The following is a 13,719-nucleotide window of genomic DNA, read 5'->3' as shown; positions in this document are numbered from 1 at the left end:
ATGTATTTATATACTGATTTTGATCAGCAGTTGATCAACGAACGTGTTGCACAGTTCCGTGACCAAACGGAACGTTATTTAGCAGGTAAGTTGACGGAAGATGAATACCGTCCACTACGCCTACAAAATGGTTTATACGTACAACGTTATGCACCAATGTTACGTGTCGCTGTCCCTTATGGTCTAATGAATTCAAACCAATTACGTAAAATTGCGTCTTTGGCAAAAGAGTACGACCGTGGTTATGCACATGTTTCGACACGTCAAAACATTCAGTTTAACTGGCCTGCGCTAGAAAATGTACCTGATATGTTGGCAGAGCTTGCAACGGTTCAAATGCATGCCATTCAAACCTCAGGGAACTGTATTCGTAATACAACAACGGACCAATATGCAGGTGTAGTTGCTGGTGAAATTGCAGATCCACGTCCGACCTGTGAATTAATCCGTCAGTGGTCTACATTCCACCCAGAGTTCGCATTTCTACCACGTAAGTTCAAAATTGCAGTGTCTGCACTTGAAGAAACAGATCGTGCTGCGACTTCATTCCACGACATCGGTGTTTATATCGTTCGTAATGAAGCTGGCGAAATGGGCTACAAAATCAAAGTCGGTGGTGGCTTAGGTCGTACCCCAATTATTGGTAGTTTCATTCGTGACTTCTTGCCACGCGAAGACCTCATTGCGTATTTAGAAGCGGTACTACGTGTATATAACTTACATGGTCGCCGTGATAACAAATATAAAGCACGTATCAAAATTCTTGTTAAGGCGTTAACGCCTGCGGTATTTGCTGAAAAAGTTGAAGCTGAATTTGCACATACGATTCAGACTTTGAAAATTGATGCAGAGACGCTGAAGAAATTAGACGAAGAATTTACGCCGTTTAATTATCAAGATTATGCAGATGAAGACTTTACAGAATTGTTTGCTGCTCATCCTAAATTCAAACAATGGTTTAATATCAACACCAATGCACACAAAGTTAAAGGCTATCGTATTGTGACGATTTCACTGAAACGTGCAGGTATTGCACCGGGTGATATGACCACTGAAGAAATGAATTTGATTGCAGATCTTGCAGATCAATACACATTCGGTGAACTTCGTACCACACATGAACAAAATATTTCGCTTGTCGATGTACCACAAAAAGATTTGTTTGCAGTCTGGCAAACGCTTGAAGCAAATAACTTGGCACGCGCACATATTGGTTTTATTACCGATATCATTTGCTGTCCAGGTGGGGATTTCTGTTCATTGGCAAATGCGAAATCTATTCCAATTTCTGAAGCGATTTCACGCCGTTTTGATGATCTAGATACCATTTACAACTTAGGTAAATTAGATCTAAACATCTCAGGTTGTATGAACGCGTGTGGTCATCACCATGTCGGTAATATTGGTATTTTAGGTGTCGATAAAAAAGGCGCAGAATTCTACCAAATTACACTAGGTGGTAATGCAGATCACGATGCTTCAATTGGTGATATTTTAGGGCCATCTTTTGCGGCTGATCGTATACCTGACGTTGTAGAAGAGATTTTGAATACTTATCTTGATTTACGTCAAGAAGGTGAAGAGTTTGTAGAAACATATCGTCGTGTTGGTATTCAACCGTTTAAGGAGCGTGCATATGCTTAATACCGCACTTCAAGTGCTCGCAAAAGACGGCACTGTAACTGATAACACTTACCAAATCATTGGTGAAGATGGTGTGTTGCCGCAAGGTGATGTTGTTTTAACAGTAGAGCAGTTAGATCAACTTGCAAATGTATCGGGTAAAAAAGCATTGTACTTAACGGTTGATGCTTCTCCTGAAACCAACGAATTTCCATTAGATCAGCTAGATGCAATCTTTATTGAGTTTGCAGGTTTTAATGATGGTCGTGGTTATTCATTTGCAGCGCTGCTTCGTCGCCAAGGTTATCAAGGTGAACTTCGTGCAACAGGTGATGTGTTCAAAGACGTGTTGAACTACATGAAGCGGGCAGGTTTTGATACTTTCGTGATTAAAGAAGGTAAAGATATTGTTGAGGCTGCTGCGGGTTTAGGCGATTTCACTAACCCATATCAGGCATCTACCGCAGTTGATAAAGCCAATTATCAAACAGGTGCTTAAACTGATCAAAATAAAAAGCCTGCTGAACGCAGGCTTTTTATTTAATGTATTCAATTGGCATTTACATCTATGTATTTCATTCGCTTTAAATAAATGTGATGTGTTGTAATATAAGCAATGCAATGTTGATCGTTATTGGTGCAACATAGAATTACCTTTCAATTCCCTTTAATTTACTCAGTGATACAGTGGTTATGCAAAATTCGATTCGTATTGGTATTGTCGGCTACGGCAACCTTGGTCGTGGCGTTGAAACGTCTATCCAAAAAAACCCAGATTTACAGCTCATCGGTATTTTTACTCGTCGTGCACCAGAAACAGTTTCCCCTTGTTTTGCGACGACTTCTGTATTTCATATGGATACGCTTGCAGAGTTCCAAGATAAAATTGATGTTTTGATTTTATGTGGCGGCTCTAAAGATGATTTGCCAAAGCAAACACCTGAACTAGCAAGCCAATTTAATACTGTAGATAGCTTCGATACGCATGCACGTATTCCTGAATTCTTTGATGCCGTAAATGCACCAGCACTTGCAAACAAGAAGACAGCCATGATTTCGATTGGTTGGGATCCTGGTATGTTCTCAATCAACCGTTTATTCGGTGAAGCACTTCTTCCAGATGGTGAAACTTACACATTCTGGGGTAAAGGTTTGAGTCAGGGTCACTCAGATGCGATTCGTCGTGTAGATGGCGTCAAAGCAGGCGTTCAATATACCATTCCATCAACTGATGCAATTGAAAAAGTACGTAGCGGTTCTCGCCCACAATTAAGCACAAAAGATAAGCATACACGTGAATGTTATGTCGTACTTGCAGAGGGTGCTGATGCGAAAGCCGTTGAACAAGCCATCGTCACCATGCCTGACTACTTTGCTGACTACAATACAACCGTGAACTTTATTGATGAAGAAACGCTTGCTAAAGAACACAACAGCATGCCTCATGGCGGTTTCGTGATTCGTAGTGGTAATAGCAGTGCTGAGCACAATCAAGTTGTTGAGTTTTCATTGAAGCTTGATAGCAACCCTGAATTTACCGCAAGTGTTCTAGTGGCTTATGCACGTGCTTGTCATCGTATGAACCAAATGGGTCAATACGGTGCTAAGACAGCATTTGATGTTGCACCAGGTTTATTGTCCATGAAATCACCAGAACAACTTCGTAAAGAGCTTCTCTAAGCCTCTAGTGATTTGAACATTAAACATTATAAGTTATTAAAAAAGGCGAATCATCCATTCGCCTTTTTTATGTCTTATTCATTGATCTGAAGGAACTGATCGCTAGTGAATCAAAGCAACTCAGGCTAAACTTCACCCACGATTGTCACAATGAAAATAACCATGTCTTTATTAATGGAAAAAATAAATCCAGGAATCATTTGGTTAATGATCGCAATAGCAACCGATGTGCTTTCTACCTTTTATTCGGCGAAGGGTCATGGTCTAGTGAACAAGGCTGATCAAGGCATTGCGTTGATCCTTTATATTGTTTCTTTTGCCTGTGCAGCCTATGCCTTAAAGTTTATGCAGGCGGGTATTCTTTATGTTCTATGGTCGGGTATCGGTGTGATTGCGACAGCATTTTTAGCGAAAGCTTTTCTTGGACAAAATATTGATATTGCAGGGTGGATTGGTATTGGATTTATCACCATCGGGCTGATTATTATTGCTCAATTTTCAAATATCGATGTTTAGATTAAATCAATTTCGACTTATTCAAGCTGACAATCGAGCATCCATTGAATGCCAAATTGATCTCTAAAAAAACCATTGATTACATTCCAAAAGGTTTTTAAAACGCATTTCAATTGGTCTATTTTGAGACAAGACGGTAAATATTCTATAAGCTGCTGATTGCTCATTTTGGTTGAATTTAATAGAAATATAATAATTGTTTGCTTGAATCTAGGATATCTACCTGTAGTGAGATATCGGCATAAAGAGACCAGATGCCCAATGCTTTATCAAAACTTTTTGATGAACTTTAAATGTAACTTCCTTTGCCTTAAAGATTAAAATAATGATTGAGCTATTTTATTACTATAGCTGGGCTAATTTAACAATTGTGTCTACAAATTTTAATGAAAAGATAGCTGAATAAATTCAATGTGGTTTTTTAAGAAGTTAGAATTTAAAAAGCCTTCCAAGACCGGAAGGCTTTTCATAGGGCATGACTTTATAACTTAATTTTCTAAACAGCCTTCAAATTATATAATTTCAATCGCCACAGCAGTTGCTTCACCACCACCGATACACAGCGCGGCAATCCCTTTTGTACCGCCAGTACGTTTTAAGGCATGAATCAAGGTTAAAATAATACGCGAACCTGTTGAGCCCACTGGGTGACCCAAAGCACAAGCACCACCGTTGATATTGACTTTCTCAGCATCTAGACCAAATTCATCCATCGGACACATGGTGACCATGGCGAAAGCTTCATTGATTTCCCAAAGATCGACATCTTCAACTTTCCAACCAGACTTATCTAAGACTTTTTGAATTGCACCGACAGGTGCAATGGTAAATTCAGATGGATGCTGTGAGTTTGATGCGTAAGCAACAATCTTAGCAAGAGGAGCTAAACCTTTAGTTTTCGCTTGTTCTGCTGATGTTAAAACTAGAGCAGATGCACCATCAGAAATTGAACTCGCATTAGCAGCAGTAATGGTACCATCCTTAGCGAAAGCAGGGCGCAAGCTTGGAATTTTATCGATATTGGCATTAAAAGGTTGTTCATCTTTATCTACAACAACATCACCCTTACGAGATGAAACGGTCACAGCAACGATTTCATCAGCAAAATAACCTTCATTAATTGCCGTTTTAGCACGCTCTAAAGAACGGATTGCAAAAGCATCCATCTGTTCGCGTGTGTAGCCTTTGGTATTCGCCATATCTTGTGCAAATGAACCCATTAGGCGACCTGTTTCAGCATCTTCTAAACCGTCTAGGAACATATGATCTTTAATCTCACCATGTCCCATGCGGAAACCACCACGTGCCTTAGGCAATACATAAGGTGCATTGGTCATAGATTCCATGCCACCAGCAACGACAAAGTTTGCCGAACCTGCTTTGATCATATCGGCAGCTTGCATGACAGCTTTCATGCCCGAACCACATAATTTGTTAATGGTCACCGCACCGGTAGTATCAGGTAAGCCTGCTTGACGCATGGCTTGACGAGCAGGACCTTGTTTTAAACCTGCTGGAAGTACACAGCCCATAATCACTTCTTCGATGTCTGTGGGTTGTAAACCAGCGCGAGCAACAGCCTCTTTAATGGTTACTGCACCAAGCTCAGGTGCTGTAAGTCCAGATAAGCTACCCTGAAAGCCACCCATTGCTGTACGAGCGCCATTTACGATTACGATTTCAGTCATTGTTGTACTTCCATTATTGTATTTGCATGTTGTATTCAAAACTTTATAACTTAAGCAGTATATTGAAAATTTAGGAAGAGTGAAGCATCACTAGGTATTTTTGACTAATTAGTATTGTACGTTAATCAACATTTATTACTGGGCTCAGTTCTCACATGTCCCATTTGGTTGACCACATAGCGAGTATTGTTTTGAGTTGTTTTTAAACTGCAATAATGAAAACTGCCTTGAGATCCACGAGGTAGTCCAGTATCTCCCATAAATGTTATAGTCTTTACATTTACAGCACCGCCAACCCATTTAAGATTGCCATACTTGAAGTTGGTTTTAAGTTTTTGATGAATCATTTCATTTGTATCGAATATCTTATTATTGTTTTGATCTGTAAAAATAAGGATTCCTTTATCCCATTGGTTATCAGCACAACTGTTCAAGTTCTCTGAAGAACAAATGACAATTTGCTGATGCTGTGTTACCGCTAGATTTTTGGATAATTGTGTAACGTTACGAATCAAAGAGATTAACTGATTGTGCTCTTGACGCTCCATAAATGTATGGTATGAGGGTAGGGCAATACTGATAATAATGGCTAAAACAGCAATAGTTACAACAAGTTCAATCAGTGTGAAAGCATTTTCTTTACAAATTAGATACATTGGTTATACTTCTTCTGTTTATTAATTGTCTGATTTTTAAAATTTTTGATAAATTTAAAAGGTTTAAAGCCAACATTATAAAAAATGATTACTATCATTTCTTAATGCTGTTAAAATACTGAGAATGGAAAGATAAGTTATTCTCAAGGTCAAATTGAGTAAAAAATTACCGAATTACAACGGAAATTGTAAGTAATTTTGTCAATAATTTACTTGATTAAAGTAATCAAGCACTTGGAATTGTCTTCAAGTGTTTGTATGATTCAACGTGAGTAGCTTAAAAAAAATACTGGGGTATAAAAAAGCCTATCTCAGGAAGCCATACAATTTTAGGCTGAGCTTGAAAAACAATTGTTATCTCTGGAGGATATCCATGAAATTGAGTCGTATCGCACTTGCTATGCTTGTTGCTGCACCTTTAGCTGCTGCAAACGCTGGCGTAACTGTTACACCGTTAATGGTTGGTTACACGTTCCAAGACACTGCGCATAATAATAGCTATGAAGATCATCTTTATGGCGAGGCTGCTGAACTTCAAGACGATTTATTCGTTGGTGCTGCGCTTGGTATCGAATTAACTCCATGGTTAGGTTTCGAAGCTGAATATAACCAAGTTAAAGGTGATATTGAGACTGATACTGCTAACTTTGGTGAATACAAGCAAACTCAAATCAATGGTAACTTCTACGCTACTTCTGATTTGATCACTAAAAACTATGACAGCAAAGTTAAGCCATATGTATTATTAGGTGCTGGTCACTATAAATACGAATATGATGGCTCTTTCGGTGATCTTAAAGATGACGAAGGTACTTTAGGTAATGCAGGTGTAGGTGCTTTTTGGCGCTTAAACGATGCTTTGTCTCTACGTACTGAAGCTCGTGCTACTTACAACATCGATGAAGATTTCTGGAACTACACAGCTTTAGCTGGTCTTAACGTAGTTCTTGGTGGTCACTTGAAACCTGCTGCTAATGTAGTAGAAGTTGCTCCAGTAGAACCAGCTCCAGCTCCTGTTCAACCACCTGTTCAACAACTTGTTGAAGACTTGAACATGGAATTACGTGTGTTCTTTGATACAAACAAATCAAACATCAAAGATCAATACAAACCAGAAATCGCTAAAGTAGCTGAAAAATTATCTGAATACCCGAATGCGACTGCTCGTATTGAAGGTCATACAGATAACACTGGTCCACGTGCGTTGAACGAACGTTTATCTTTAGCTCGTGCTAACTCTGTTAAGTCTGCACTTGTAAGCGAATACAACGTTGATGCTGCTCGTTTGTCTACTCAAGGTTTTGCTTGGGATCAACCGATTGCTGACAACAAAACTAAAGAAGGTCGTGCTATGAACCGTCGTGTATTCGCGACTATTTCTGGTAGCCGTACTGTAACAGCTCAATAATTTGAGATCTTTTTCTTGATAAAAAACGACTCTTCGGAGTCGTTTTTTTTTAATAAAAGTAGAGGGTTTAGCTACTGGGATATTTATATAAAATGAGTTATTCTAATTTAAACCATTAAAATTGAATTTAAAAAATTTAAACAATAAGGGTCTATCCTATGATAAAAATGCAAAAATTAATTTTAATAGCAATAGTTAGTAGTGGTTTATTGGTTGGTTGTTCAACGACGAAAGTTAATGATACTATTCAAACTCAAGAAGTCGCTTCACAAAAAATACTCAATGAACTGAAGAATGGCGTATCTATTTATTTTGATACCAACTCAAGTGAAATTGAATCCAAATATCAAATTTATTTGATCACGGCAGCAAAAAGTTTGGCACAGAATCAAAATTTTGTACTTGAATTGGAAGGTCATACGGATAGCAGTGGTAAAGTTTCGACGAATCGTCGTGTTTCATTAGAGCGTGCCAATTCAATCCGTAATACATTGATCATGAATCATGGTGTTAACCCTAATCAGGTGAAAGCATTTGGTGTTGGTTCTTCTAAGCCAATTGATACAAATGCAACTCCTGAAGGCCGTGCAAATAACCGCCGAGTGAGTGCGACTTTAAAAATTCAATAAATAATTAAAAGTAATTTATAAAAAACCATAACTTTAAGTTATGGTTTTTTATCCTGTGTTTTTTGCAGTGTTAACCCTTGATACACAATACTTGTTTTAAGGTGTGAACAACTTCGATTAAATCATTTTGACATGCTATCACTTCATGGATGTCTTTATAAGCACTCGGAATTTCATCCACAACACCTTTATCCTTACGACATTCGACGCCTTCCGTTTGAGTAATTAAGTCTTGTTGATTAAAGAGTAGTTTTGCTTTACTCCGACTCATTTTACGCCCTGCACCATGCGAACATGAGCAGAAGGATTCGGGATTGCCTTTCCCTTTGACAATAAATGAGGCTGCGCCCATTGAGCCAGGTATAATGCCATATTCATCAAGCCCTGCACGAATCGCACCTTTACGTGTGACAAAAACGTCTTCACCATAGTGAAACTCTTTTTGCACATAATTATGATGACAATTGATCGCTTCTTTGGTCATTTGGAAGCTAGGTAATAAGGGGCGAATTGCTTCTAAAATTAAACGCATTATTTCTCGTCTATTTTCATATGCGTATTCTTGTGCCCATTCGACGGCTTCCACATAGTCATCAAAGCTAGAGGAGCCTTCAGCAAAATAGCTTAGGTCCTTATCAGGAACATGTCCGAAGCGATGTTGAGCTTCTTTTTTGGCACGTTCGATAAAGTAGGTTCCAATGACATTGCCTAAACCACGACTTCCTGAATGGAGCATAATCCAAACATCTTGATTTTCATCCAAACATAGTTCAATAAAATGATTGCCACCGCCGAGTGTGCCTAATTGTTTATGCCATGTGGTATCGAAACTCCGTAGCATGCGTTTTAGACCAGGATGTTTATCTGTAATGGTTTTTAATCGCTTCTCTAAAGGTGATAAGGTGGATGCTTTGGCCTTGACTTGCTTATGCATTTCAAAACCGACGGGGACTTTACGCTCAATTGCATTCCTCAATGCACTGAGTTGATCAGGCAATTGCGAGGCTTTTAAGCTTAAGCGTAAAGCATTCATACCACATCCAATATCAACCCCAACTGCTGCAGGAATGATTGCATTTTTGGTCGGAATGACACTGCCTACTGTTGCACCTTTTCCGACATGTACATCTGGCATGACTGCGATATGTGAATGGATAAATTCAAGTTGAGACATTTTATTCAGTTGATTTAAACTTTCTTGGTCAATGTCATCGGTATATATTTTTACTGGAACGCCATATTCTGCTTTAGCGTTCAAAATTTTTTTTATGCCCATAAGATTTCTCTTGATTGGTAATGAATTACATGTCCATGTATAAATTTTAGATACAAAAAACCTAGCGAATGCGCTAGGTTATATTTTTGCATTCGGACACCTTTGATCAGGCAGTGTCCGTGAGTAGACGTCGGCTGATCGTTTTAAGAATTATTTTCCAGTATGTACATGACGTTCTCCTCTCTATATTTTAAAATTCACTAAGCAAGTTGCTTCGTGATTGGCTATATTATCGGCAAAAAATAAAAAGTCAAATAAGAAACAGCCCGAAGGCTGTTTTTTATGAGTTAATCATCTTTTCCGATACTTAAGGGTAGGACATCCATTTCTTCGTATTTGACCAGTTTAGATTTTCTTTTTAATTTGTAACCGATCCAGATTGCAAAGAATAAGAAAATACCAATATAGGTTGAAAGCACAGCTAACCATTCACCTTTTAATACAGCTTGATAGTTCTGACCTAAGACCACAATGGCACACAGAATAAATGCAAACCATGGGGCAAATGGGAAGAATTTAGCACGATAAGCGAGATCTTCAAGTTTGTAGCCTTGAGCTAAGTAACCTTTACGGAAGCGATAATGTGAAATCGCAATACCAAGCCACACAATAAAGCCACACATACCAGACATATTAAGAAGCCAGTTAAAGACTTGCTCCTCACCGATGAACGTCGTCAAGAAGCACAGTGCTGCAATTGCTGTTGTTGCATACAAGGCATTCATTGGAACACCGCGTGTATCTAACTTAGAGAATACTTTAGGTGCACTACCATTTCGAGCCATGTCAAATAACATACGTGTGGATGAGTACATGCCTGAGTTACCAGCAGATAATATCGCAGTCAAGATTACAGCGTTCATTACACTTGCAGCAAATGCAAAGCCAGCTTGTTCATAGAGAAGGGTAAACGGTGATAGGGCAATATTTTCATCAGATGCTGCTTGCAAAAGGCGTGGATCGTCATAAGCAATCAATGTGCCGATAATAAAGATACATACGATATAGAACAATAGGATGCGCCAAAAGATTTGCTTGATGGCAATTGGAATGGTTTTCTTCGGATCTTTAGATTCACCAGCCGCGACACCCACCATCTCGGTTCCTTGGAACGAGAATCCTGCAATCATCGCAACACCAATGAGCGCTGATAGTCCACCAACAAAAGGTGCTTCACCCTTCGTCCAGTTTGCAAAAGTGGCCACTTCAGGTGTCATCATAATTTTAACAATCATGATTATGCCGATGATAATGAATAAGATGATGGCAAGGACTTTAATCAGCGAGAAGAAAAATTCGCTCTCACCAAAACCTTTTACAGTTAAAGCATTAATCCCAAAAACGACTGCCAGAAATATTGCACTCCAATAAAAGCCAGGAATGTCAGGAAACCAAAATTTCATGATGAACTGTACAGCAACCAATTCAAATGCAACGGTAATTGCCCAGTTATACCAATAGTTCCAACCAAGCGCAAAACCAAAACCATTTGATACGTATTTTGTACCATAGGTAAAGAATGCACCTGAGGTTGGATTATGCGTTGCTAATTCACCTAGGCTGGTCATCAAGAAATAAATCATGACACCGATAAGAGCATAAGCCAGTAAAGCACCACCTGGCCCTGCATTGGCAATGGTTGCACCAGATGCAAGGAATAAACCTGTACCGATCGAACCACCAATGGCGATCATATTCAGATGGCGTGCACCAAGCTTTCGCTTAAGCTGCTGTGTTTGAACGTTTTCGCTCATTGAAGTTCCTTATGATTTTTTTTGCGTGTTCGCGAATAACACTTTAAAGCCTTGTTGATCAGCTTTAATTGTACATTGACCAAAATTTTGTTCGATCAAAATCGGATAATTTAAAAAGCGATTTGCAACTAACCAGAGTTCACCACCTGATTTTAAATGGCGGCGCGCGGTTTTACATAAATTTTCACTGGCATTGTAATCTGTCTTGATCCCTTGATGGAATGGGGGATTGCTGACGATTGCGTGTAAAAATAGAGGTGCGTCTTCAATACCAGTCACTGCTTTAATCTCAAGTCGTTCTGGTAAAAGGTTATTTTTATCAAATGTCATACGCGTTGAAGCGAGTGCAAATGCATCGACATCCATCGCAAAAATACGATTTTCCGGATTAATCTTGGCAAGATAAGCACTAATCACACCTGCACCACAACCAAAATCAGCAATTTTACCCGCAGTCACTTGAGATAAATAAGGAAGTAGAACTGCTGTACCCACATCTAGACTCTTCTGGCTAAACACGCCAGGCAGGGCACAAATGGTCAGTTCACCATTTGGCGTAGTGACGGTGTATTGCATTGCCCATTCTTCAAGCGTTTTAGCAGTCACAGTTTTTTCAATGGTCATCTGCCACATTTGACAATGGCGTGCGCTGTCTAATTTTAGTGCAGGACCATAAGGTTGTAGTTGTTTGGCTGCACGCTCAACTCCACCTTTTTTCTCACCAACTAAAAATATAAATGCACCCGCAGCTAAGCGACTGATGACATTGTGTAAAACATAATTCAATAATTCTTTAGACTTGGGGACAAAAATAATCGCTTGATCAAATCCTTGCTCAGGTAAGTCGACACCAAAATGAACATTGGCTTGTTGATTTTGAAAAAACTGGTATTCGTTGAAATTCCACGTCCAGAAGATCGGTTCGATGTCTTTGTCTAAATTCGAAACTAAATCATCTGTAGGTGCATTCACCAATAATACTCGACCAGAAAGATATTCGTGTTGTCGAATGACAACTTCACTTCTTGGATCCATTTTGTCTCTCTATATAACAAAATTGCCCAGACAATGCTGGGCAATGTTAAAACTGAAATGAAATTATTTCTTCGTCTCTGGAAGAATAATATTGAGTAACAATGCTGCAATACCACCTGTCGCAACACCAGAACTAAAGATGTTACGGAACAATTCAGGCATATGTGCCAAAATATCAGGAACTTGAGCAACACCTAAGCCTAAACCTAGAGAAATAGCAATAATGAGCAAAGCACGGCGGTCAAGATTAACGCCAGAGAGGATGTTAATTCCTGATGCAGCGACTGCGCCAAACATCACCATCACAGCACCGCCAAGTACAGCTTGTGGTACAGCTTGAATGACAGCAGCGACCGCAGGAAGTAAACCGAGAATCACTAAAAGAGCTGCAACCCAAATACCGACATAACGACTTGCGATCCCTGTAAGTTGAATCACCCCGTTGTTTTGTGCAAATACAGAACTTGGAAACGTATTAAAAAGCCCTGCGAGCAATGAGTTCGCACCGTTTACCAATACACCACCTTTGATTCGTTGCATCCACTTTGGACCGTCAACAGGTTCATTGGAGAGTTTAGAGGTTGCAGTCACATCACCGATGGCTTCTAGCGAAGTCACCAGGTAGATAAATGCCATTGGAATAAATAAGCTCCAAGAGAAATCTAAACCAAAGTGCATCGGACTTGGGATTTGAATCAGGGGAGCATCTTTTAAGCTAGAGAAATCTAGGTATCCCATAACACCAGCGAGTGCATAACCGACTATTAATGCAATCAGAATCGCTGAACTCTTAATCCACACGATTTTGAAGCGATTTAAAATAATAATTAAAGCCAATACCGTACATGACATGATGAGGTTGTCTGCATTCGCAAACGTACCATCCTTCATCGCACCATAACCGCCACCCATACTGGTTAAACCGACTTTAATTAAAGTTAAGCCAATCAGTAAAACAACAATACCTGTAACCAGTGGGGTAATGAGTTTTTTGATCCAAGGAAGAATTTGCGATACACCCATTTCAATAAATGAGCCTGCAATGACTACACCGAAAATCGCAGCCATCACAGATTCAACAGGCGTGCCTGCTGCAACCATGGCTGAACCAATACCAATAATTGGGCCAATAAAGTTGAAACTCGTTCCTTGTACAATGAGTAGGCCTGCCCCAAAAGGACCGACACGTTTACATTGTAGAAAAGTTGCAATCCCTGAGATCACCAATGACATTGAAAGAATCATGTTGGTGTCTTCTTTTGATACACCGAGTGCCAAACAAATCAGTAGGCCAGGGGTAACAATAGGGACGATAATGGCAAGTAAGTGTTGAAATGCGGCTAAAAATGCAACAAAAGGTTTCGGGCGATCATTTAGACCATAGACCAGATCTAACTGATCTTTTTGCTCTGGAGACGTGTTTAAATCAGACATGAATCATCAGTGGATTGGCA

The 13,719-nt window shown here is 39.4% G+C and carries 12 protein-coding genes; 6 read left to right on the top strand and 6 right to left on the bottom strand.

Annotated elements, in window-relative coordinates; translation table 11 throughout:
• From AC5YCE_RS01860 to AC5YCE_RS01845, 4 genes are all read left to right on the top strand, one after another.
• Entirely contained in the window at positions 1-1,644 is a 1,644-nt protein-coding gene (locus AC5YCE_RS01860) for a nitrite/sulfite reductase (RefSeq protein WP_496170738.1), read from the top strand.
• Positions 1,637-2,122, top strand: a complete 486-nt coding sequence (locus AC5YCE_RS01855; RefSeq protein WP_496170736.1) for a DUF934 domain-containing protein — start codon at positions 1,637-1,639, stop codon at positions 2,120-2,122. Before AC5YCE_RS01860 ends, AC5YCE_RS01855 begins: the two co-directional genes overlap by 8 nt.
• Before the next feature lie 194 nt (positions 2,123-2,316).
• Entirely contained in the window at positions 2,317-3,303 is a 987-nt protein-coding gene (locus tag AC5YCE_RS01850) for a diaminopimelate dehydrogenase (protein WP_496124378.1), read from the top strand.
• 162 nt (positions 3,304-3,465) lie between these two features.
• Positions 3,466-3,819: a DMT family transporter gene (locus tag AC5YCE_RS01845; protein WP_496170734.1), complete on the top strand. Its 354-nt coding sequence runs from the start codon at positions 3,466-3,468 to the stop codon at positions 3,817-3,819.
• Between the two features lie 512 nt (positions 3,820-4,331).
• On the opposite strand, the gene AC5YCE_RS01840 is transcribed toward AC5YCE_RS01845, so the two are convergent.
• Positions 4,332-5,507, bottom strand: coding sequence for a thiolase family protein (locus AC5YCE_RS01840; RefSeq protein ID WP_496170732.1), 1,176 nt, complete (start codon positions 5,505-5,507; stop codon positions 4,332-4,334).
• Positions 5,508-5,632: 125 nt separating this feature from the next.
• Positions 5,633-6,163: a GspH/FimT family pseudopilin gene (locus AC5YCE_RS01835; protein WP_496170730.1), complete on the bottom strand. Its 531-nt coding sequence runs from the start codon at positions 6,161-6,163 to the stop codon at positions 5,633-5,635.
• A gap of 373 nt (positions 6,164-6,536) precedes the next feature.
• Here AC5YCE_RS01835 and omp38 point away from each other — a divergent pair, with 373 nt between their 5' ends.
• Positions 6,537-7,571: an outer membrane protein Omp38 gene (omp38, locus tag AC5YCE_RS01830; RefSeq protein ID WP_496170728.1), complete on the top strand. Its 1,035-nt coding sequence runs from the start codon at positions 6,537-6,539 to the stop codon at positions 7,569-7,571.
• Positions 7,572-7,738: 167 nt separating this feature from the next.
• Complete coding sequence (locus AC5YCE_RS01825; RefSeq protein ID WP_496124383.1) at positions 7,739-8,200, top strand: OmpA family protein; 462 nt, start codon at positions 7,739-7,741, stop codon at positions 8,198-8,200.
• 70 nt (positions 8,201-8,270) lie between these two features.
• On the opposite strand, the gene AC5YCE_RS01820 is transcribed toward AC5YCE_RS01825, so the two are convergent.
• From AC5YCE_RS01820 to AC5YCE_RS01805, 4 genes are all read right to left on the bottom strand, one after another.
• Positions 8,271-9,476 carry an RtcB family protein gene (locus AC5YCE_RS01820; protein ID WP_496170726.1) on the bottom strand — a complete coding sequence of 402 codons (1,206 nt, stop codon included), beginning with the start codon at positions 9,474-9,476 and terminating at the stop codon, positions 8,271-8,273.
• Between the two features lie 287 nt (positions 9,477-9,763).
• Entirely contained in the window at positions 9,764-11,230 is a 1,467-nt protein-coding gene (locus AC5YCE_RS01815) for an amino acid permease (protein WP_496170724.1), read from the bottom strand.
• A gap of 9 nt (positions 11,231-11,239) precedes the next feature.
• Positions 11,240-12,265: a methyltransferase gene (locus AC5YCE_RS01810; RefSeq protein ID WP_496170722.1), complete on the bottom strand. Its 1,026-nt coding sequence runs from the start codon at positions 12,263-12,265 to the stop codon at positions 11,240-11,242.
• A gap of 63 nt (positions 12,266-12,328) precedes the next feature.
• Positions 12,329-13,699 (bottom strand): uracil-xanthine permease family protein, encoded by a 1,371-nt coding sequence (locus AC5YCE_RS01805; RefSeq protein WP_496124386.1) that lies wholly within the window; start codon positions 13,697-13,699, stop codon positions 12,329-12,331.
• Between the last annotated feature and the right edge of the window lie 20 nt (positions 13,700-13,719).

This window comes from Acinetobacter sp. CY79 (assembly GCF_059515845.1).
The sequence above is the reverse complement of the archived record's forward strand: the minus strand, read 5'-3'. Positions and strand labels throughout refer to the sequence as shown.